The following is a 20,000-nucleotide window of genomic DNA, read 5'->3' as shown; positions in this document are numbered from 1 at the left end:
AAAAAGAACCTGAAACCGGATGCCTACAAACAGTCGGAGCCCAAGATACGTTCTGGGTGACGGCGTACCTTTTGTATAATGGGTCAGCGACTTAGTCTAACGAGCAAGCTTAAGCCGATAGGTGTAGGCGCAGCGAAAGCGAGTCTGAATAGGGCGTTCAGTTCGTTGGATTAGACCCGAAACCGAGTGATCTAGCCATGAGCAGGCTGAAGGTAAGGTAACACTTACTGAAGGGCCGAACCCGTATCTGTTGCAATAGATTGGGATGACTTGTGGCTAGGGGTGAAAGGCCAATCAAACTCGGAAATAGCTGGTTCTCCGCGAAATCTATTTAGGTAGAGCGTTAGTTTTATTCTCCAGGGGGTAGAGCACTGGATGGGCTAGGGGTCCTCACCGGATTACCAAACCTAACCAAACTCCGAATACCTGGAAGAAATAACTGGCAGACACACGGCGGGTGCTAACGTCCGTCGTGGAAAGGGCAACAACCCTAACCACCATCTAAGGTCCCCAAGTTATGGCTAAGTGGGAAAGGATGTGAGGATCCCAAAACAACCAGGATGTTGGCTTAGAAGCAGCCATCATTTAAAGAAAGCGTAACAGCTCACTGGTCTAAATAAGGGTCTTTGCGCCGAAAATGTAACGGGGCTCAAGCCATACACCGAAGCTGTGGATTTACTCTTATGAGTAAGTGGTAGCGGAGCGTTCCGTAAGCCTGTGAAGGGAGACTCGTGAGAGCTCCTGGAGGTATCGGAAGTGAGAATGCTGACATGAGTAACGATAAAGGGAGTGAGAGACTCCCTCGCCGAAAGTCCAAGGGTTCCTGCTTAAAGTTAATCTGAGCAGGGTGAGTCGGCCCCTAAGGCGAGGCCGAAAGGCGTAGTCGATGGGAACCACGTTAATATTCGTGGACCTGTGGGAAGTGACGGATTGCGTAAATTGTAAGGTCTTATTGGATTGATCTTGCAGTGAAGCAATTCCAGGAAATAGCTCCCACGTATAGACCGTACCCGAAACCGACACAGGTGGACAGGTAGAGAATACTAAGGCGCTTGAGAGAACTACGTTGAAGGAACTCGGCAAATTGCACGCGTAACTTCGGAAGAAGCGTGGCCCTTTAGCGGGCAACCGTTAAAGGGTGGCACAGACCAGGGGGTAGCGACTGTTTACCAAAAACACAGGGCTCTGCGAAGTCGCAAGACGATGTATAGGGTCTGACGCCTGCCCGGTGCTGGAAGGTTAAGAGGAGATGTGCAAGCATTGAATTGAAGCCCCAGTAAACGGCGGCCGTAACTATAACGGTCCTAAGGTAGCGAAATTCCTTGTCGGGTAAGTTCCGACCTGCACGAATGGCGTAACGACTTCCCCGCTGTCTCCAACGTAGACTCAGTGAAATTGAATTCCCCGTGAAGATGCGGGGTTCCTGCGGTTAGACGGAAAGACCCCGTGCACCTTTACTATAGCTTTACACTGGCATTTGTGGCGATATGTGTAGGATAGGTGGTAGACTTTGAAGCAGGGGCGCAAGCCTTTGTGGAGTCGTCCTTGAAATACCACCCTTATCGATATGGATGTCTAACTGCGGTCCGTTATCCGGATCCAGGACAGTGTATGGTGGGTAGTTTGACTGGGGCGGTCGCCTCCTAAAGAGTAACGGAGGCGCGCGATGGTAGGCTCAGAACGGTCGGAAATCGTTTGTTGAGTGCAATGGCATAAGCCTGCCTGACTGTGAGACTGACAAGTCGAACAGAGTCGAAAGACGGTCATAGTGATCCGGTGGTTCCGTGTGGAAGGGCCATCGCTCAACGGATAAAAGGTACGCCGGGGATAACAGGCTGATGACCCCCAAGAGTCCATATCGACGGGGTTGTTTGGCACCTCGATGTCGACTCATCGCATCCTGGGGCTGGAGCAGGTCCCAAGGGTATGGCTGTTCGCCATTTAAAGCGGTACGTGAGTTGGGTTCAGAACGTCGTGAGACAGTTCGGTCCCTATCTGCCGTGGGTGTAGGAATATTGACAGGATCTGTCCCTAGTACGAGAGGACCGGGATGGACGTATCTCTGGTGGACCTGTTGTGGCGCCAGCCGCATAGCAGGGTAGCTATATACGGACGGGATAACCGCTGAAGGCATCTAAGCGGGAAACCCACCTGAAAACGAGTATTCCCTGAGAACCGTGGTAGACCACCACGTTGATAGGTCAGGTGTGGAAGTGTGGTAACATATGAAGCTTACTGATACTAATCGTTCGATAGGCTTGATCGTTCTCATTCCCTCTATTCATTCTAAAATAAATTAAATCAACAGAGTAGACAACTTCTCTTTCTTTCTATGCTCTTCGCTGACTTGGTGGTTATGGCGGAGCGCCTGCACCCGATCCCATCCCGAACTCGGCCGTGAAACGTTCCAGCGCTGATGGTACTTTGTCTTAAGGCACGGGAGAGTAAGTCGCTGCCAGGTCTGCTAAGTGCATAGAAATAATGCTTCAACATCTTTCAAGAAAACATCTAAAAGTCGTTGTATTATCTCGACGAAAATCCTTTTTAATGACGCGGGGTGGAGCAGCCCGGTAGCTCGTCAGGCTCATAACCTGAAGGTCGCAGGTTCAAATCCTGCCCCCGCAACCAATCTTCTCTCTTTCAGAAAACAAATAATCCTAAAAATATACTCATTGTTTTTATCTCTCGCCTTAATAAAGTATAATAAGAGGCGACAAGACAGATAAAAAACAGGCTCCTGATCGTTATTTTATTCTTCTTGTGTCATTGTATGTCAATGGATCGTTTAAGCCTCAAGGCAAGGGACAAAAACAAAATGTGGTGTCCTCCTTCATTGGTCGTTTCCCTTCATTTTGAGGTCAGTATTAGGGGTATAGAGAGGGGCGACAAGGAGCTAAACAGGGATCCCAAATAAGAGGGATAAGGATCTGAAAATAAAAAGCATCTTCTTTGGCTCCTTGAATAAAAAAAGCTGCGCGCAAGGTGCAACTTTTGGAAGGTCGTGCTTCATTTGTAGAGCTTTTGTCTGCTGAAAAGCTTCTTTTATCTGAAAATCAAAGTGTTTAAAATTTATAAGAGTGATACTGTCTTTTATAACCGTAATATCCGGAAACGCTAGCAATTAAAGCACCAAGAAGGCTACCCAAAAAACTCCATATCCCAATCTTAGAAACTGTACCAACTGCTTTATCGCCAATCTCACGGCTATTTTGGACCACTTTATCAACTTTGTGTGAGAGAGCATCTACATGTTTGTTTAAGGATTGAATAGCCTCTTTAGTTTTTTTGTTGGCTGTTTGATAAATATCAATTGCACGGTCTGCCGTCTTTTCTGCTTCAGCTTGTGACATACCGTTATTGATCAAGCCATCGATGACGTCACGACGATCAATTTGGGTATTGAGCTTTTTAACACGATCCGAGAGGCGTTCTCCAAGCTGTTTAGTCAAAAGACGATAGTTAGAAGGGTCATTCTTAACAGATGTCATGGTAGATCGAATATCTTTGATGGATGCTCTATAGGCATTGTAGAGAGTGTCTGGATTGAGAGCTGGAATATCGCTCTTGTTTAAAAGTGCCTGTAACTCATTGCTGAGTTTGTTAAAATCAAACAGAACGTTATTTTTGTCATTGAAAAAATTCTCAAAATTGTTGCCTTCTGTGAGGGAGATAACCTTTCTGCCTTCAGAGCCTAGACCACTGATCACTTGTCCCGTGGCAGAAACAACTCCAGAAACAGTCTTCGCTCCTAAATGAACCGCTCCAGAAAGTAAAACTGTGCTTTGGATCGCCACCAAAAGCATGAAAAGGCACCAGGTCAAAAAACCGTGAAGGGCTCCTGAATGATTGGCAAAACGACCGGCAATATATCCCCCAAAGCTGAAACTTAGACAAAGAACAAGGACCGAACTAATTTCAACAGAGAGAAAGCTCTTCTCTAGAGAAAAGGCAGAAGAAAAACTCATCTGACCAAAGCCTAACGCTGCTAACAAAAAGGAAAAACATACCGATGTCGCTAAAAGCGTTAGTAAACCAGCAAAAATCGATGACCAAGATAAACAAGGACGCGAATAGTGACAAGTCTCCGTCTCTAAAGAAAATTGGTCTGTAAAATGTCTTTCTAAGGGGTGTTTCGTTGGGATCCGCGTTTCCATCTCTCTCTCCTTCAATAAATCTAAAACCTAAAATGGTCCAAACCAAATCAAGTTCCAAAAAAGAAAAAAATAAAAAAAATCCTCCAAAAATTTTTAAAAAATCAGTTCAATCAGAAACAGAAAAAGAAAAAAATAACCTTGCAATCAAACATAACAAAATACTTAATAAAAGTATAAAATTCGATATGTTTGATAATCTGATGATTACAAAAGAATAATAAATCTTATAACTTATGCACCGCAGAACAAAAAATGGTCATGTTATTTTTCCCAGCCCGAATGTGTATTGGTTTTACGAGTTTCTTTGATGACATGTTTGAGGAAATAATTTATGTCATTAAATTAACGATATAGGTGATATTGAGGTGGTGTATAACCTCAATGATAAAAGTCATTGCAGCGTTTGTTGCGATAAGATAGACACAATAATTTGTAAATACACATTGCTGCTAGAGAAAAACAATGACTATGAAACAAGAGAAAACAAAAGCCCGTTTACCTCGTGGTTTTATTGATCGTACAAGCGGACAATTATATGGCATTGAAACAATGATTGCCCAAATTCGTGAGGTTTATGAACTTTACGGTTTTGAATCATTGGAAACACCAATTTTTGAATATACGGATGTTCTTGGTAAATTTTTACCCGATTCAGATCGCCCAAATGCAGGTGTTTTTTCTTTGCAAGATGATGATGAGCAATGGATGTCTTTACGCTATGATTTGACAGCTCCGCTGGCTCGTTATTTTTCAGAGAATTTTGAAACTTTACCTAAGCCTTATCGGAGTTATCGTTGTGGATTTGTTTTTCGGAATGAAAAACCGGGACCAGGTCGTTTTCGACAATTTATGCAGTTTGATGCCGATATCGTTGGAGCACCAACGGTGTTGGCTGATGCGGAGATCTGCATGATGGCAGCGGATAGTTTAGAAAAATTGGGCATTCAGCAGAAAGATTATGTTATTCGTCTGAATAATCGGAAGATTTTGGATGGTGTTTTAGAGTTGATTGGTTTAGGCGGAAAGGAACAGGAGGGAAAACGCTTAACTGTTCTGAGAGCTATTGATAAGTTGGATAAATTTGGTCCAGAAGGGGTCCGCTTGCTTTTGGGACAGGGTCGTTTGGATGAAAGTGGTGATTTTACCAAAGGAGCGGGACTGAAGGAAAAGGAAATTGAATGTATTCTTGCTTTGATGACTGTCGGTGCTGAAACAGCTGGGGAAACAATTGATAATTTGAAAAAGATGGTTGGGCAGAGTGTTCAAGGCCTTGAAGGGGTTTGTGAGCTTGAAGAAATGCAAGGGATTTTTGCTGAAAATGGTTATCAACAACGTGTCAAAATTGATCCATCGGTTGTGCGGGGATTGGAATATTATACGGGGCCTGTTTTTGAAGCTGAACTGCTTTTTGATATTTTTAATGATGATGGGAAAAGAGTCGTATTTGGATCTGTTGGTGGAGGGGGACGTTACGATGGGTTGGTTGCTCGCTTTCGTGGAGAAAATATTCCAGCGACAGGTTTTTCTATTGGCGTTTCGCGTTTAATATCCGCTTTGCAAAATCTTGACAAACTCCCTGTGAAGGAAATGATAGGTCCCGTTGTGGTCCTAGTAATGGATAAAGAACCAGAAGCTCTTGTGCGTTATCAGAAAATGGTGATGCGTTTGCGTCAAGCTGGTATTCGATCTGAACTCTATTTAGGTGCATCAGGGATTAAGGCACAGATGAAATATGCCGATCGACGTTATGCTCCTTGCGTGGTTATTCAAGGAATACAAGAGCGCAAAGAGGGAAAAATTCAAATTAAAGATTTGGTCGAAGGAGCACGTTTATCTCATGAAATTAAAGATAATCAAACATGGCGTGAAAGCAATCCAGCACAAGTAACCGTTGATGAAGATCAATTGATTCAAACGGTTCGAAATATTCTTATCGCCCAAAAATCATAGAATCTTTAGGAACTGAAAAACCTTAAAAATTCCCTCCCTTCTTGGGGTACAAAAGAAAGGACTTTTGTATCAATGAGGGAAGGAAGGGATAATCAGACGGGAAAATGACGGTTGCAATTACCTTTGCAGGGCCTTTAAAATATTTTGTGGTGAAGAGACTTCATAAGGATCTGTAGAACAATTATCTGATACGCCTGCTTCTTCAAACCATTGTTCGATCACTCCATCCTGAATCACAGCAGCATAACGCCATGACCGCATGCCAAAACCAATATTATCTTTGGCAACCAACATGCCCATTTTACGTGTGAATTCACCTGAGCCATCAGGAATAAGTTTTACATTTTTAATGCCTTGATTTTTTCCCCACGCGTTCATAACAAAAGCATCATTGACAGCAATGCAATAAATTTCATCAATACCGACTTTTTTAAATTCGTCATAGAGTTTTTCAAAATCAGGAAGCTGAAAAGTTGAGCAGGTGGGTGTAAAGGCTCCAGGCAGAGAAAAAAGAATAACCCGTTTTCCTTTAAAATAAGTGTCACTGTTGACATCTTGCCACCGGTAAGGATTATCACCACCTACTGATTCATCACGAACACGTGTGTGGAAAGTGACATTAGGAACTTTTTTTCTGAACATGATTGCACTCCTGTGCTTTATAATAAGAAGAATATTTCCAAAATCTTAAGTTTTGTTTTATGTTTGAGAATGTCGTATAACCTCTTTAATTTGCAGGTATTTCATGCTTGCGTCAAGAGGCATTAATCATCAATTTTAAGGGAGTGTGTATGCTCAAATCAAATAACAATGCTTTGCAGGCATTATTATGACGGTGAACATTATTTCGACAACAGCTTTTAAAGATCAAAAGCTAGGAACATCTGGTTTACGCAAAAAGGTATCGACTTTTCAACAGCCTCATTATTTTGAAAATTTTATTCAATCTATTTTTAATAGTGTGGGACCTCTTGAGGGAAAATTGCTCATTTTGGGAGGAGATGGGCGCTATTTTAACCGTACCCTTATTCAGACCGTGTTAAAAATGGCCGCTGCCAATGGTGTTGGATATGTTAAAGTCGGGAAAGGGGGAATTTTATCCACACCTGCTGTTTCGCATCTTATTCGCAAGTATCATGCCCATGGTGGCATTATTCTCTCGGCGAGTCATAATCCTGGGGGATTACAAGGTGATTGCGGGATAAAATACAATATTTCTCAGGGAGGACCAGCACCTACTTCTTTGTGTGAGGCCATTTTTGCTGCATCGCAACATTTGTCTTTTTATAAAATTATTGATGCTCCAGAGATCGATTTAGACAGGCAAGGAACAACATTTATCGGTTCTATGCAGGTCGATATTATTGATTCTGTTGCTGATTATAGTGCGCTGATGCAGGAAATTTTTGATTTTGAGTGTATTGCCCAAGCAGTTTCTGAGGGTTTAACCTTCCGATTTGATGCAATGCATGCTGTGACGGGCCCTTATGCTCAAGAAATTTTTGAAAAATGCTTAGGCTTCCCTGAAGGGACAGTGATTCATGGGGTGCCTTTACCAGATTTTGGTGGCAGGCATCCAGATCCAAATTTGGTTCATGCTAAGGATTTGTATGATTTATTAATGTCTGAGCAAGGACCTGATTTGGGAGCTGCTTCTGATGGCGATGGGGACCGTAATCTCATTATTGGTCGTCAACAATTTATTACTCCCTCTGATTCTCTTGCAATCATGGCTGATCATGCATCTTTAATTAAAGGATATCGACAAGGCATTTTAGGGATTGCACGCTCTATGCCTACTGGACGTGCTGTTGATTGTGTTGCAGAAAAAAAAGGATTGAATTTATTTGAAACCCCAACGGGATGGAAATTTTTCGGAACACTTTTAGATGCTGGGAAAGTAACTTTGTGTGGTGAGGAAAGCTTTGGTACAGGGTCGGATCATGTGCGCGAAAAAGATGGACTATGGGCTGTTTTATTCTGGCTGAATCTTCTAGCAGTTACGAAAAAAACCGTTGCACAAATTGCTCAACATCATTGGTCTACCTACGGGCGCTTTTATTTCTCACGATATGATTATGAAGAAGTGGAAGCCGACAAAGCTTATGCAATGATAGAACAATTATCCGCATGCTTGCCAGAACCAGGAACAAAAGTGGCTGGTTTAATGGTTGAGAAAGCCGATGATTTTGTTTATCACGATCCCATTGATCATAGTGTGAGTAAGAGACAAGGAGTGCGTATTTTTTTTGAACATGGGGCGCGTTTAGTAGTTCGTCTTTCTGGGACGGGAACGACTGGAGCTCTTGTGCGGCTTTATCTTGAACAGTATGAGGGTGATCCCTGTAAGTATAATCAAGATCTACAACAAACTCTTAATCCTTTAAAGCAAGCAGCTTTTGAGCTGTTAAAGATCAAACACCACTTAGGGCGCGAACAACCCGATATTATAACATAAATTTTTTCTTCAAAGATAATTCTTTTATTATTGTGAATGAAGCATCTTTTTGGGATCAACAAGTCGATCGTAATCAGCTGCTGAGATACCTGCTTTTAAAGCTTCTTCACGGAGGCTTGTCCCATTTTTATAGGCTGTTTTGGCAATTTCAGCAGCTTTTTCATACCCAATTTCTGGAGCAAGAGCAGTAACCAACATGAGAGAACGTTCCATCAAAGCGTGAATATGTTCTCTATTTGCTTGTAATCCTTGGATACAATATGTCTCGAAAGAACGCATACAATCCCCTAAAAGATTGAGTGATTGCAACACATTATATCCAATGACGGGTTTATAGGTATTGAGTTCAAAATGCCCTTGGCTGGCTGCAAATGTGATGCTACTGTGGTTACCAAATACTTGGCATGCGACCATAGTTAGAGCCTCACATTGTGTAGGATTAACCTTTCCTGGCATGATAGAAGAACCTGGTTCATTTTCTGGAAGGCTCAATTCACCAAGCCCTGAGCGCGGACCTGATCCTAAGAAACGAATATCGTTTGCAATTTTGAAAAGGTCAGCTGCTAAGGCATTGAGGCTACCATGGAAATATGTAAGAGCCCCATGGTGTGCGAGTGCTTCAAATTTATTCTGGGCGGTTTTGAAAGTAACCCCTGTGAGGGCGCTAATTGTTTTGGCAAATGCTTCATCAAAACCAGATGGAGCGTTAAGACCTGTTCCAACGGCAGTTCCTCCTTGAGCAAGCATTTGAACATCAGTGAGCGTTGTTTCGATTCGTGCGCGGTTCGCTTCTAGAGCGGTGCGATAGCCCGAAAATTCTTGCCCTAATGTGAGAGGTGTAGCATCTTGAGTGTGGGTACGCCCGATTTTGATGATATCGGCAAATTCTTCTTCTTTTTTTTGTAGGCTCACAATAAGAGCATCAAGAGCTGGCAACAGATGTTGACGTGTTTGCAGTGTGGTAGCAATATGCAAGGCTGTGGGAAAGGAATCGTTTGAGGATTGGCTCATATTTACGTGATCATTCGGATGAACAGGTGTTTTGCTTCCAAGAGTTCCTCCTAAAAGGACGTTAGCGTAGTTGGCAATAACTTCATTGACATTCATATTACTTTGTGTGCCAGAACCTGTTTGCCAAACGGAAAGGGGGAAGTGAGCATCCAATTTTCCTGCAAGTACTTCATCGGCGGCGGTAACAATCGTTTGCCCAATATTTTGCGGAAGTTTTCCTTTTTCCATATTAACTAGGGCTGCAGCTTTCTTAATAAGACTTAAAGCATAAATCAGGGTTAAAGGTTGCTTTTCTATGCCTATGTTAAAATGGTGAAGGGAGCGTTCAGTTTGTGCTCCCCAATACCGATCATTACGTACTGCGATTGTTCCAAAACTATCGGTTTCTTGACGTATTTTAAGCATGACGATCCCTATAATTCATTTAAATTTTTTATATTATATAATTAATCAAAGAAAAATAAGTACTAAAATTTCTATAATGGAAAATAATAAACAATAATATTGCTTAAATTTTCCACAAAGGTGCAGATTAATTTTTATTGAGAACCCTTGACATTGTGGGAAAGCATTTTTATATCTGTTTTGTTGTTAGCACTCACCATGAGAGAGTGCTAACAGGAACTTAAGATTAATTCAATTATATTAAGTTTTAAGGATATAAAACATGGCTAACATAAAATTCCGCCCACTTCACGATCGTGTTGTCGTTCGTCGGGTTGAATCTGAAAATAAAACAGCTGGTGGGATCATCATTCCTGATACAGCAAAGGAAAAACCTCAAGAAGGTGAAATTATTGCGGTTGGAAATGGTGCTCTCGATGATAGTGGAAAGCGCATACCTCTAGAAGTAAAGGCAGGGGATCGCATCTTGTTTGGAAAATGGTCCGGAACTGAAGTCAAGATTAATGGTGAAGATCTCTTAATCATGAAAGAGTCTGATATTATGGGAATTTTGGGTTAATCCAGTTTCTCAATTATTTTGTTTGATTATTTAAGACAACTCCAAGGAGAAATTAGATGGCTGCTAAAGAAGTCAAATTTGGCCGTGAAGCGCGTGAGCGCTTATTGCGCGGTGTTGATATCCTTGCTAACGCTGTTAAGGTAACACTTGGCCCAAAAGGTCGTAATGTAGTAATTGATAAGTCATTTGGTGCACCTCGAATTACGAAAGATGGTGTATCTGTTGCAAAAGAAATTGAACTAGAAGATAAGTTCGAAAATATGGGCGCACAGATGTTGCGCGAAGTAGCTTCAAAAACCAATGATATTGCAGGTGATGGAACAACAACAGCTACTGTTTTAGGACAAGCGATTGTGCAGGAAGGTGTAAAAGCTGTTGCTGCTGGGATGAACCCCATGGATCTTAAACGTGGGATCGATGCTGCTGTTGAAGAAGTTGTTGAGAATCTTTTCAAAAAAGCGAAAAAGATCCAAACTTCAGCAGAAATTGCGCAAGTTGGAACAATTTCTGCAAATGGTGCTTCTGAAATTGGGAAAATGATTGCTGATGCTATGGAAAAAGTAGGCAATGAAGGTGTTATCACCGTGGAAGAAGCAAAAACAGCTGAAACTGAATTAGAAGTTGTTGAAGGTATGCAGTTTGACCGTGGTTATTTGTCTCCTTATTTTGTGACAAATGCTGAAAAAATGGTCACAGATCTTGATGACCCTTATATCCTTATTCACGAAAAGAAATTGTCTAATTTGCAATCTTTGCTTCCTGTGCTTGAAGCTGTTGTACAATCGGGTAAACCTCTTCTTATTATCGCAGAAGACGTGGAAGGTGAAGCTTTGGCAACTCTCGTTGTCAATAAATTGCGCGGTGGTCTGAAAATTGCTGCTGTTAAAGCTCCAGGATTTGGTGATCGTCGTAAAGCAATGTTAGAAGATATTGCTATCTTGACATCGGGTCAGGTTATTTCTGAAGATGTGGGCATTAAACTTGAAAATGTCACCTTAGATATGCTTGGACGTGCAAAGAAAGTTAACATCTCTAAAGAAAATACAACCATCATTGATGGTGCTGGACACAAGGCTGAAATCAATGCACGTGTTAACCAGATTAAGGCACAGATTGAAGAAACAACTTCTGACTATGATCGCGAAAAACTACAAGAAAGACTTGCAAAACTTGCTGGTGGTGTTGCCGTTATTCGTGTTGGTGGTGCAACAGAAGTTGAAGTGAAAGAAAAGAAAGACCGCGTTGATGATGCCTTGAATGCAACACGAGCAGCTGTAGAAGAAGGTATTGTAGCTGGTGGTGGAACTGCACTCTTGCGTGCTGCAAATGCTTTAACTGTTAAAGGGAAGAATCCTGACCAAGAGGCTGGTATTCACATTGTACGTCGTGCTTTGCAAGCGCCAGCACGTCAAATTGCTACGAATGCAGGTGAAGAAGCAGCAATTATTGTTGGTAAGGTGCTTGAAAACAGTTCAGATACATTTGGTTACAACACCGCAACAGGACAATTTGGTGACTTAATTGCTTTGGGAATTGTTGATCCAGTAAAAGTTGTCCGCTCTGCTTTACAGAATGCTGCATCAATTGCAAGTCTTCTCATAACAACAGAAGCAATGGTTGCTGAACTTCCAAAGAAAGATACACCAATGCCTCCAATGGGGGGTGCTGGAATGGGCGGAATGGGCGGAATGGATTTCTAAGTCGCCCTAAGCTAAGGATAAAAAGAAACGGGCCAGTAGGCCCGTTTTTCTTATGCTTATTCTTTATCAACTAACAAATTTTTGTTTTATTCATTAAGTATATCTTGTGTTCAATAATTCTTTTTATTTGGTAAAGAAAAAAACTGTTTTTATTGTATGCGTAGTCTATTATAAATGACTTTTCTTCAACAAAGGCGGGATGTATGACTCAATTACCTCGGTGTCCTCAGTGTGATGGTCTTTATATTTATGAGGAGAATGGCAATTTTATTTGTCCTGAATGTGCGTATGAGTGGCCTCAAAAAAATGACGAAGAGTTTCCTGTCTCTTTTGAAGTTTATGATGTTAATGGTCAGCTTTTAACGAATGGTGATAGTGTTATTGTCATTAAAGATCTTAGAGTGAAGGGGTCTTCATCTGTTTTGAAAAGTGGCACTAAAGTTAAGAATATTCGTTTGGTGGACGGAAATCATAATATTGATTGCAAAATACCCGGAATTGGTCAGATGGTTTTAAAATCAGAATTTGTAAAAAAAGTTTAATACCACAAGTTATCATCCTACAATAACAAATTTCTCTTTCAATAACAAAACGGGAAAGAAGAAAGAAAAAATCGTTAAAATACTCATTTTTACTTTGCAAGAAAGTATAAAATTCTCACTTTCTATTTTTTACTATAGAGAGAAAATATTTCCATGTCTATGTATTGTTCTTCATATACTCCATAAGAATTTTTGAAAAAAATGTTTTATTAGTAACAATAAGCTCATGAGGAGAATAAGTAAAAGATAAAAAGTGTACTATAAAATGTGATTGTATTTTAATTTTTATTTTTTAAAAATTTCAGTCATTGTTAAAAGTAGCATGAATGCCGAATTAAGAACAAAATATACTTTACTGAGCTTATAGAATATTAAAATTGTTACTGCTATACTTAACTTGATAGCTCATAATCCGTTTTTTCTCTTTGTGTGTTTGTAATATAAGATATATCTATTCCAAATCGGGTATAAAATATTCATTTAATGATTGTAGATGTTTATGTGAAAATTATAACTATTTATAAATTTGAAACTAAATATTGAATCAAAATGTAAGGAAAAGTTTATGAGCGCATCGGCAACCAATGTTGAATCAAACAGCGGAAATATTACATTAAATTTTCCAATTCCTGAAAATGTGTTTGCGCTTACTGTTCAAGAGGTTTGTCATTATACAGATCATTTATTTAAATTTCGCCTTGATCGTCCGGAAAGTTTTCGTTTTCGTTCGGGTGAATTTGTTATGATTGGTTTACCGAATGCCGAAAAGCCAATTTATCGTGCCTATTCGATTGCAAGCCCATATTGGGATGAACAACTTGAGTTTTTTTCGATCAAAGTTCCAGGTGGACCATTAACGGAACATCTTCAAAAAATTAAAATTGGCGATACAGTTTTAATGCGTAAAAAATCGACTGGAACTTTAGTTCTTGATGCTCTTATTCCTGGAAAGCGTCTTTATCTTTTTTCAACAGGGACAGGTTTTGCTCCTTTTGCAAGTCTTGTCCGTGATCCTGAAACATATGAAAAATTTTCTCAGATAGTGCTTGTTCAGACAACGCGTGAATGCAATGAGCTTACATATGCGAAAGATCTGGTTGCTTCCTTACAGCAGGATCCATTAGTTGGTGAATATGTAAAACAGTTGCAATTTTATCCTATGACCACTCGTGAACCTTCAGAATATATGGGACGCATTACCACTGTTATGGAAAGCGGTGCTTTTTTTGAAATGACTGGTTTGCCGAAAATCAATCCTACCGAAGACCGTGTTATGATTTGTGGTTCAATGGCAATGTTGAAGGATTGTGCCAAGATGTGTGAAACTTTTGGCCTTGTTGAGGGAGCCAATAATGCTCCGGCGACTTATGTCGTGGAACGTGCTTTTGTAGGATAAAAGAACAACTATGTTACGGCGTGAAAGCTGCTCATTAGTTTTTTTCATAAGAAATTAGTTTGCATGTTAAGTAAATATAGAACAATATACAAGAAGAGAACGAATAGTTCTTGAAATTAAATAAAACCCGCGTTATGTCGATGTTATGAAAAAGAAATTTAAAGTTGCTGCTCTTTATTGCTTTTCAGATTTGAAACATTATAGTCAATTGCAAAAGCCTTTGCTGACTTTATGTCAGACAAATGATATTAAGGGGACTCTTCTTTTAGCAAAAGAGGGAATTAATGGCACTGTTGCTGGCTCTTGCAGTGCAATTGAAAAGTTGATAGATTTTATCACTGTAGAGCCTATATTTCAAATGCCTGAGATTAAGTATTCATGGGCTTCGAAAATGCCCTTTCGTCGTTTGAAGGTGCGGCTAAAAAAAGAAATTGTGACAATGGGGGTTGAAGATGTTAATCCCTTAAAAGCTGTTGGGACTTATGTAGCACCTGAAGATTGGAATGCTCTTATTCAAGATGAAGAAACACTTTTGATTGATACACGCAATGATTATGAATATGCACTTGGTAGTTTTAAAGGAGCAATCGATCCTTGCATTAAAACATTTCGTGAATTTCCCGGGTGGGTTATGAAGCATGAAGGTGATCTGAAAAAGAAAAAGAAAATTGCTATGTTTTGTACAGGAGGCATTCGGTGCGAAAAATCAACAGCTTATGTTCGTAGCCTTGGTTATGATCAAGTTTATCACTTAAAAGGTGGTATTCTCAAATATTTGGAAATTATCCCAAAAGAAAAAAGCTTGTGGCAGGGTGAGTGTTTCGTTTTTGATGAGCGCGTTTCTGTAGGGCATGGCCTCGAAGAATGTGGGCGTGAATTGTGTCACGCCTGTCGTTTCCCTCTTAGTTCTGAAGATAAGTTATCGCCTCATTATGAAGAGGGAGTCTCCTGTGATGCTTGTTATCATACGCGGGATGAAATTGATAAACAGCGCTTTCGGGAACGTCATAGACAATTTCAGTTACTAAAATTGCATACAACGCTGTCTTGTTGTGAATAATAAAAACCTTCTTTTTATTTGGAGTAACATTTTAAAAAGAAGAATATTTTGAAATTCAATAATATCCAGTTTATAAAGAAATATACAGAAAATGAGAGTATGAGCCTTCTTATGTATTTGGATTATATGTTTCTTTTTTGCATCATTTTTTGATTAAAAATTAAAAAAGTTTTAAGATTAAAAAAAATGATTGAAATGAATAAAAATTGGCTTTATACGCTGTATTGCCCAAAGTCGCACGTGCCTGTGGGTGTCCGCTGGTTCTCAAATGGTGAGATTAACCGGTACGGTACCTGGAACTAACCGCTCCAGTCATTCTTACGACCAATCGAAAGAATGAGGACATCTTGAAGCAACGACGGTGCGGGCCTTTCTGGTGTCTTCCAGCTGTACGAGTGCTGGGATAACTATAGAGGCACACCTCATTGCCTTCAGTGCGGAAGTGGTTTCTCAACTCCAATCAAAAAGGCAGATAACGTAAGGCAACGCGTTTTTCGCGCTGTTTCTTCGTGCCATACAATGCTGGTTTCTTCCTGATTGCTTTTCAAGCAGAGTGGAGAGAGTGGTTGTATGTCTTTTGTTTTTTGCTGTTGGCAGCGTTTTTGCTGCTCATTGGCGTAGAGTAGGAGCATTTTGTTCCTGGGGAGAAGTGCAAATGGCAACACAACGTATTCGTGATTTTCTTGCAACACATCGTTCTGAAGGTCCATGTTTGGTTGTTGATCTTGATGTTGTTCATGAGAATTATTTAAGTTTTGAAAAAGCTCTTCCACAATCAAGTATTTTCTATGCAATCAAAGCAAATCCAGCTCCTGAGATTTTGCGCTTGCTTGTTTCTTTAGGATCATCTTTTGATGCTGCTTCTGTAGCAGAAATTGAAATGGCTTTAAAAGTAGGGGCGACGGCGGATTGTATTTCTTTTGGTAACACCATTAAGAAAGAGCGTGATATTGCTCGTGCACATGCACTTGGCGTTTCGCTTTATGCAGTCGATTGTCTTGAAGAAGTAGAGAAAATTGCTTGTGCTGCACCGGGAGCTCGTGTTTTTTGCCGAGTTCTTACCGATGGAGAGGGAGCAGAGTGGCCATTATCACAAAAATTTGGTTGTGTTCCTTCTATGGCTATTGATGTATTACGCTATGCACATCAATTAGGCTTGCAGGCGTATGGTGTTTCCTTTCATGTAGGTTCTCAGCAGACGGATCCAAATGCATGGGATCGTGCTTTATCGGATACAGCTTTTGTTTTTAGATCTTTGGAACAAGAAGGAATCCAGTTGAAATTAGTGAATATGGGAGGTGGTTTTCCAACACGTTATTTAAAGGATATTCCTACAGTACAAACTTATGGTATGGCCATTTTTGATTCATTGAAAAAATATTTTGGTAATCGTATTCCTGAAACAATCATCGAGCCAGGACGTGCGATGGTAGGTGATGCCGGTGTTATTCGCACAGAAGTTGTTCTTATCTCTAAAAAAGCAAAGAATGATAATATCCGTTGGGTTTATCTTGATGTGGGGAAATTTAATGGTCTTACCGAAACTACGGGTGAAGCCATTCGCTATCCTATTGAGACAGCTCATGATGATAAAGCAATGGAGCCTTGTATTTTGGCTGGACCTACATGCGATTCGGCAGATATTATGTATGAAAAAACGCCTTATTTACTTCCTCTTTCTCTCACAATAGGTGATGAGTTATTGATTCATGGAACGGGTGCTTATACAACAACTTACGCATCTGTTGCGTTTAATGGTTTTGAGCCTTTACGGTCATATGTTATTTGAGTCTTTGAATACGGGGTGTTATCTTTATTTCTGCTTAATGGGTAGTTAAGATGCGGTTTAATGGGAATGGGTGACAGAGATGATAAAGATTCGTTTTCAAGCAAAAAATGGTTCATTTTTTACGCTCATGTCTGAGCAAGAAGTTGATAAACTTGCTCGGGAGAAACTTCTTGATTTAATGATGGGAAAGGAACGTAAGCGTAAATCATCAGAAATTTTACGTCGTGGTCGTTTTCCGGCTTATGGACTTTCCTTTGTTATTAAAAATTTTCTCGGTGAGCTTGTAGGAAGTGTGCGTCTTTGGAATGTTAGTTTCCACAAAGGGCAAAATGAAACTCAAAGTGCTTTGCTTTTAGGGCCTTTAGTCGTTGCAGCTGAATATTCTGGTATAGGAATCGGATCAGTTTTAATGCAGCATGCAATTGAAACAGCAAAAAAGTTAGGCCATGGTGCTATTTTTCTAGTGGGAGATTCTGAATTTTATAAGCGCTTTGGTTTTTCAAGTCATTTAACAAAAAATTTCTCCATGCCCGGATCTTATGAAAAACACTATTTTCAAGCACTGGAATTGATTCCTCAATATCTTATTTCATGTCATGGTGTTTTAGTTCCAAGCGGAGATTTACAGGATGTAAGTTATAATCAGCATCGTAAAATAGCTTAAGATTTTAGAACATTAAAAGATTATTTCTTCGATAAGTCGATTATCGTTAACTTAGCGATACAATACCAACTCTTTTGTTGATACACTCAATTCACTATCATAGATACTCCTTATTCTTTATTACATGAAGATTAATGACTTGGAGGAATATCCGCGGACGGTGGTATTTTTTTTAAGAAAACCGTTAAGAAGATTAAAATGCTAAAAAGAATAGTCATCATAAAGAAGATGTCGTTAAAAGCCATGACTGTTGCCTGTGTAAGAGCTATACCAAAAAGTTGTGATAAAGCAAGAGCATGTGGATCAAACGTATAAGAATGGAAATACATAGTCAGCTTTGTAAGCATTTCAGTTGCTTGGATGTTTCCTGGTTGGAGGGTTTCGGTTATTCGTCCGTAATGGAGACTAGAGCGGTGCGTCATAAAAGTACCGATAAGAGCAAGTCCTACTGCGCCACCAAGATTGCGTGTTAAATTAAAAAGCCCAGAGGCATTTTTCATTCGCTCTGGTGGCAATGATCCAAGGGCAATGTTATTAATAGGAACCATACATAGCATAATAGAGGCTCCCCGAAAAACTTGAGTCCAAAAAAGCTCCCAGAAATCCCAGTTATCAGTGATGGCAGTGGCTAGCCAGGTTCCCCATGCAAAACTGGCTAGTCCTATAGCAATCATAAGACGTGCATCAATACGTGCTGAAAGAAAGCCAGCTATAGGAGCGGTTAAAAACATTGCTAATCCTGAAATAAACAATGTCTCTCCAATCATAAGAGCATCATAATGGCGTATTTGGCTTAAATAAACGGGGTAAAGATAGGTAAGACCATATAGCCCTATTCCAAGCATAAAAGAAAAAATTGCTGCAATCGAAAAATTTAGATTAGAAAAAGCTGTAAGATCAACAATTGGTTCTTTCGTCGTTAAAACGCGCCAAAAGAATAAACTCGCCGATAAAATCATAATAATGAAAAGGTTAAAGATCAGCGGGTCCTTTAACCAATCGTGACGTACACCTTCTTCTAAAATATATTCTAACGATCCTAAGAAGGTCGCCATAGAAAGAAGACCCCACCAGTCGAATTTAGTTATTAGAAATAGCTCCGCTTTATCGAAATCAATTAATTTCCAAGTTAAGATTGAGATAATAATTCCAAAGGGCACATTAATAAGAAAGAGCCAATGCCATGATAGGACATGGCAAAGATATCCTCCTACTGTTGGACCAATTGTAGGCGCTAACGTTGCGACTAGACCAACGATGGGTGAAACAATTGGCTGTTTAGAGGGAGGAAAAAGTGTATAGGTAGCAACAAAAACACTGGGAATAATACCTCCACCAATAAAACCTTGAAGTGCACGATAAAAGATCATTTGCTCAATAGAGGTTGCTGTAGCACAAAGAATGGAAGCAATAGTAAAGCCAGCTGCTGACAGGCTGAAGAAAATCCGTGTTGATAGCAAACGACTTAAAAAACCAGAAAGAGGTAACATAATGACTTCAGCAATAAGGTAGGCAGTTTGCACCCATGTAATTTCATCAGCACTGGCTGATAAACCAGCTTGAATTTCGGCTAAAGATGAGGAAACAATTTGAATATCTAAAATAGCCATAAACATACCAAAAGTCATAGCGATGAAGACTATGATTTTACGTATTTCTATGCGTTCTTTAGAATCAATAGATGCGGAAGATATAAGATTTTTCATGGCAGGATCATTTAATCTTATTTTACAAGATCTTTATCGTTTGTCTTTATCTTTGTACGTGTGTCAATTGTTACGGCAACACTCATTCCTGCTTTTATTCTTCCGCTTTTTAATACATGTTCAGGAATAGAAATACGAATTGGAATTCGTTGAATAATTTTCGTGAAATTACCGGTAGCATTTTGTGGAGGCAAGAGAGAAAAAATCGCTCCTGTTGCAGGTGAAATAGAAAGTACTGTTCCTTCAAACACATCTTTTTTGAAGGCATCAACGGAGATATAGACAGTTTGCCCACTTTGAATATTTTGTATCTGTGTTTCTTTATAGTTCGCTTCGACGTAAAGTTCATTAATGGGAACTAATGCTGCAAGACGTTGGCCATTAACGACAAAATCTCCCTTCTTTGCTGTTAAATTTCCAATAATTCCATCAAATGGAGCATGGAGAATAGTTGAATCAAGATCACGCTTTGCTTTGTCACGTGTGAGTTCAAGATTTTTTGTTTGGCTTTCTATTTCATGCCGTTGTGCTTCTAATACTTGAATATTAGCACGCGCTGCGGCTATTTGGGCTTCTGTCCGCGTAACATTAGCAATAGCTTGTTCA

The 20,000-nt window shown here is 40.0% G+C and carries 14 protein-coding genes, 1 tRNA gene and 2 rRNA genes (2 of these 17 running past the window's edge); 12 read left to right on the top strand and 5 right to left on the bottom strand.

Going from position 1 to position 20,000, the window contains the following annotated elements; all coding sequences use genetic code 11:
• The 3 genes from BJB63x_RS04915 to BJB63x_RS04905 form a co-directional block, all read left to right on the top strand.
• Positions 1–2,266 (top strand): 23S ribosomal RNA (locus tag BJB63x_RS04915); it begins 549 nt to the left of the window's first position.
• Between the two features lie 80 nt (positions 2,267–2,346).
• Positions 2,347–2,461, top strand: a 5S ribosomal RNA gene (gene rrf, locus BJB63x_RS04910).
• A 90-nt stretch (positions 2,462–2,551) separates the two neighbouring features.
• Positions 2,552–2,628, top strand: a tRNA-Met gene (locus BJB63x_RS04905).
• 434 nt (positions 2,629–3,062) lie between these two features.
• Here the strand turns inward: BJB63x_RS04905 and BJB63x_RS04900 are convergent.
• Positions 3,063–4,154 (bottom strand): DUF3792 domain-containing protein, encoded by a 1,092-nt coding sequence (locus BJB63x_RS04900; RefSeq protein ID WP_078719223.1) that lies wholly within the window; start codon positions 4,152–4,154, stop codon positions 3,063–3,065.
• Between the two features lie 462 nt (positions 4,155–4,616).
• Here BJB63x_RS04900 and hisS point away from each other — a divergent pair, with 462 nt between their 5' ends.
• Positions 4,617–6,104 carry a histidine--tRNA ligase gene (gene hisS, locus BJB63x_RS04890; RefSeq protein ID WP_078719236.1) on the top strand — a complete coding sequence of 496 codons (1,488 nt, stop codon included), beginning with the start codon at positions 4,617–4,619 and terminating at the stop codon, positions 6,102–6,104.
• A gap of 117 nt (positions 6,105–6,221) precedes the next feature.
• Here the strand turns inward: hisS and BJB63x_RS04885 are convergent, their stop codons facing one another.
• Complete coding sequence (locus BJB63x_RS04885; protein WP_078719235.1) at positions 6,222–6,746, bottom strand: peroxiredoxin; 525 nt, start codon at positions 6,744–6,746, stop codon at positions 6,222–6,224.
• 187 nt (positions 6,747–6,933) lie between these two features.
• Between BJB63x_RS04885 and BJB63x_RS04880 the strand changes: the two genes are divergently transcribed.
• Positions 6,934–8,562, top strand: coding sequence for an alpha-D-glucose phosphate-specific phosphoglucomutase (locus tag BJB63x_RS04880; RefSeq protein ID WP_078719234.1), 1,629 nt, complete (start codon positions 6,934–6,936; stop codon positions 8,560–8,562).
• 27 nt (positions 8,563–8,589) lie between these two features.
• On the opposite strand, the gene fumC is transcribed toward BJB63x_RS04880, so the two are convergent.
• Positions 8,590–9,978, bottom strand: coding sequence for a class II fumarate hydratase (fumC, locus tag BJB63x_RS04875; RefSeq protein WP_078719233.1), 1,389 nt, complete (start codon positions 9,976–9,978; stop codon positions 8,590–8,592).
• Between the two features lie 262 nt (positions 9,979–10,240).
• Between fumC and groES the strand changes: the two genes are divergently transcribed.
• The 7 genes from groES (at position 10,241) to BJB63x_RS04840 (ending at position 17,688) form a co-directional block, all read left to right on the top strand.
• A complete protein-coding gene (gene groES / locus BJB63x_RS04870) occupies positions 10,241–10,537 on the top strand; it encodes a co-chaperone GroES (protein WP_078719232.1) in 297 nt (98 codons plus the stop codon).
• 56 nt (positions 10,538–10,593) lie between these two features.
• Positions 10,594–12,237 (top strand): chaperonin GroEL, encoded by a 1,644-nt coding sequence (gene groL / locus BJB63x_RS04865; protein ID WP_078719231.1) that lies wholly within the window; start codon positions 10,594–10,596, stop codon positions 12,235–12,237.
• A gap of 203 nt (positions 12,238–12,440) precedes the next feature.
• On the top strand, positions 12,441–12,779 hold the full coding sequence (locus tag BJB63x_RS04860; RefSeq protein ID WP_078719230.1) for a zinc ribbon domain-containing protein YjdM: 339 nt from the start codon (positions 12,441–12,443) through the stop codon (positions 12,777–12,779).
• 565 nt (positions 12,780–13,344) lie between these two features.
• Positions 13,345–14,175: a ferredoxin--NADP reductase gene (locus tag BJB63x_RS04855; protein ID WP_078719229.1), complete on the top strand. Its 831-nt coding sequence runs from the start codon at positions 13,345–13,347 to the stop codon at positions 14,173–14,175.
• Between the two features lie 145 nt (positions 14,176–14,320).
• The gene (trhO, locus tag BJB63x_RS04850) at positions 14,321–15,235 is read left to right on the top strand and encodes an oxygen-dependent tRNA uridine(34) hydroxylase TrhO (RefSeq protein WP_078719228.1); all 915 of its coding nucleotides are present in this window, start codon (positions 14,321–14,323) and stop codon (positions 15,233–15,235) included.
• A 655-nt stretch (positions 15,236–15,890) separates the two neighbouring features.
• Complete coding sequence (locus BJB63x_RS04845; protein WP_078719560.1) at positions 15,891–17,024, top strand: type III PLP-dependent enzyme; 1,134 nt, start codon at positions 15,891–15,893, stop codon at positions 17,022–17,024.
• 79 nt (positions 17,025–17,103) lie between these two features.
• Complete coding sequence (locus BJB63x_RS04840; protein WP_078719227.1) at positions 17,104–17,688, top strand: GNAT family N-acetyltransferase; 585 nt, start codon at positions 17,104–17,106, stop codon at positions 17,686–17,688.
• 131 nt (positions 17,689–17,819) lie between these two features.
• On the opposite strand, the gene BJB63x_RS04835 is transcribed toward BJB63x_RS04840, so the two are convergent.
• Both BJB63x_RS04835 and BJB63x_RS04830 read right to left on the bottom strand, forming a co-directional pair.
• Positions 17,820–19,394: a DHA2 family efflux MFS transporter permease subunit gene (locus BJB63x_RS04835; RefSeq protein WP_078719226.1), complete on the bottom strand. Its 1,575-nt coding sequence runs from the start codon at positions 19,392–19,394 to the stop codon at positions 17,820–17,822.
• A 17-nt stretch (positions 19,395–19,411) separates the two neighbouring features.
• Positions 19,412–20,000, bottom strand: partial view of an HlyD family secretion protein gene (locus BJB63x_RS04830; RefSeq protein ID WP_078719225.1) — the 3' portion only. It continues 512 nt past the right edge of the window; only the last 589 of its 1,101 coding nucleotides appear in the window; its start codon lies off the right edge, out of view; the stop codon is at positions 19,412–19,414.

The sequence above is a fragment of the Bartonella sp. JB63 genome, from assembly GCF_002022665.1.
Lineage (GTDB): Bacteria > Pseudomonadota > Alphaproteobacteria > Rhizobiales > Rhizobiaceae > Bartonella.
This window is presented reverse-complemented; position numbering and strand designations above follow the sequence as displayed.

Bases quoted from the DNA above. Each gene is read 5' to 3' on its own strand.
- BJB63x_RS04900 (WP_078719223.1), bottom strand. From the start codon at position 4,154: ATGGAAACGCGGATCCCAACGAAACACCCCTTAGAAAGACATTTTACA.
- hisS (WP_078719236.1), top strand. From the start codon at position 4,617: ATGACTATGAAACAAGAGAAAACAAAAGCCCGTTTACCTCGTGGTTTT.
- BJB63x_RS04885 (WP_078719235.1), bottom strand. From the start codon at position 6,746: ATGTTCAGAAAAAAAGTTCCTAATGTCACTTTCCACACACGTGTTCGT.
- BJB63x_RS04880 (WP_078719234.1), top strand. From the start codon at position 6,934: ATGACGGTGAACATTATTTCGACAACAGCTTTTAAAGATCAAAAGCTA.
- fumC (WP_078719233.1), bottom strand. From the start codon at position 9,978: ATGCTTAAAATACGTCAAGAAACCGATAGTTTTGGAACAATCGCAGTA.
- groES (WP_078719232.1), top strand. From the start codon at position 10,241: ATGGCTAACATAAAATTCCGCCCACTTCACGATCGTGTTGTCGTTCGT.
- groL (WP_078719231.1), top strand. From the start codon at position 10,594: ATGGCTGCTAAAGAAGTCAAATTTGGCCGTGAAGCGCGTGAGCGCTTA.
- BJB63x_RS04860 (WP_078719230.1), top strand. From the start codon at position 12,441: ATGACTCAATTACCTCGGTGTCCTCAGTGTGATGGTCTTTATATTTAT.
- BJB63x_RS04855 (WP_078719229.1), top strand. From the start codon at position 13,345: ATGAGCGCATCGGCAACCAATGTTGAATCAAACAGCGGAAATATTACA.
- trhO (WP_078719228.1), top strand. From the start codon at position 14,321: ATGAAAAAGAAATTTAAAGTTGCTGCTCTTTATTGCTTTTCAGATTTG.
- BJB63x_RS04845 (WP_078719560.1), top strand. From the start codon at position 15,891: ATGGCAACACAACGTATTCGTGATTTTCTTGCAACACATCGTTCTGAA.
- BJB63x_RS04840 (WP_078719227.1), top strand. From the start codon at position 17,104: ATGATAAAGATTCGTTTTCAAGCAAAAAATGGTTCATTTTTTACGCTC.
- BJB63x_RS04835 (WP_078719226.1), bottom strand. From the start codon at position 19,394: ATGAAAAATCTTATATCTTCCGCATCTATTGATTCTAAAGAACGCATA.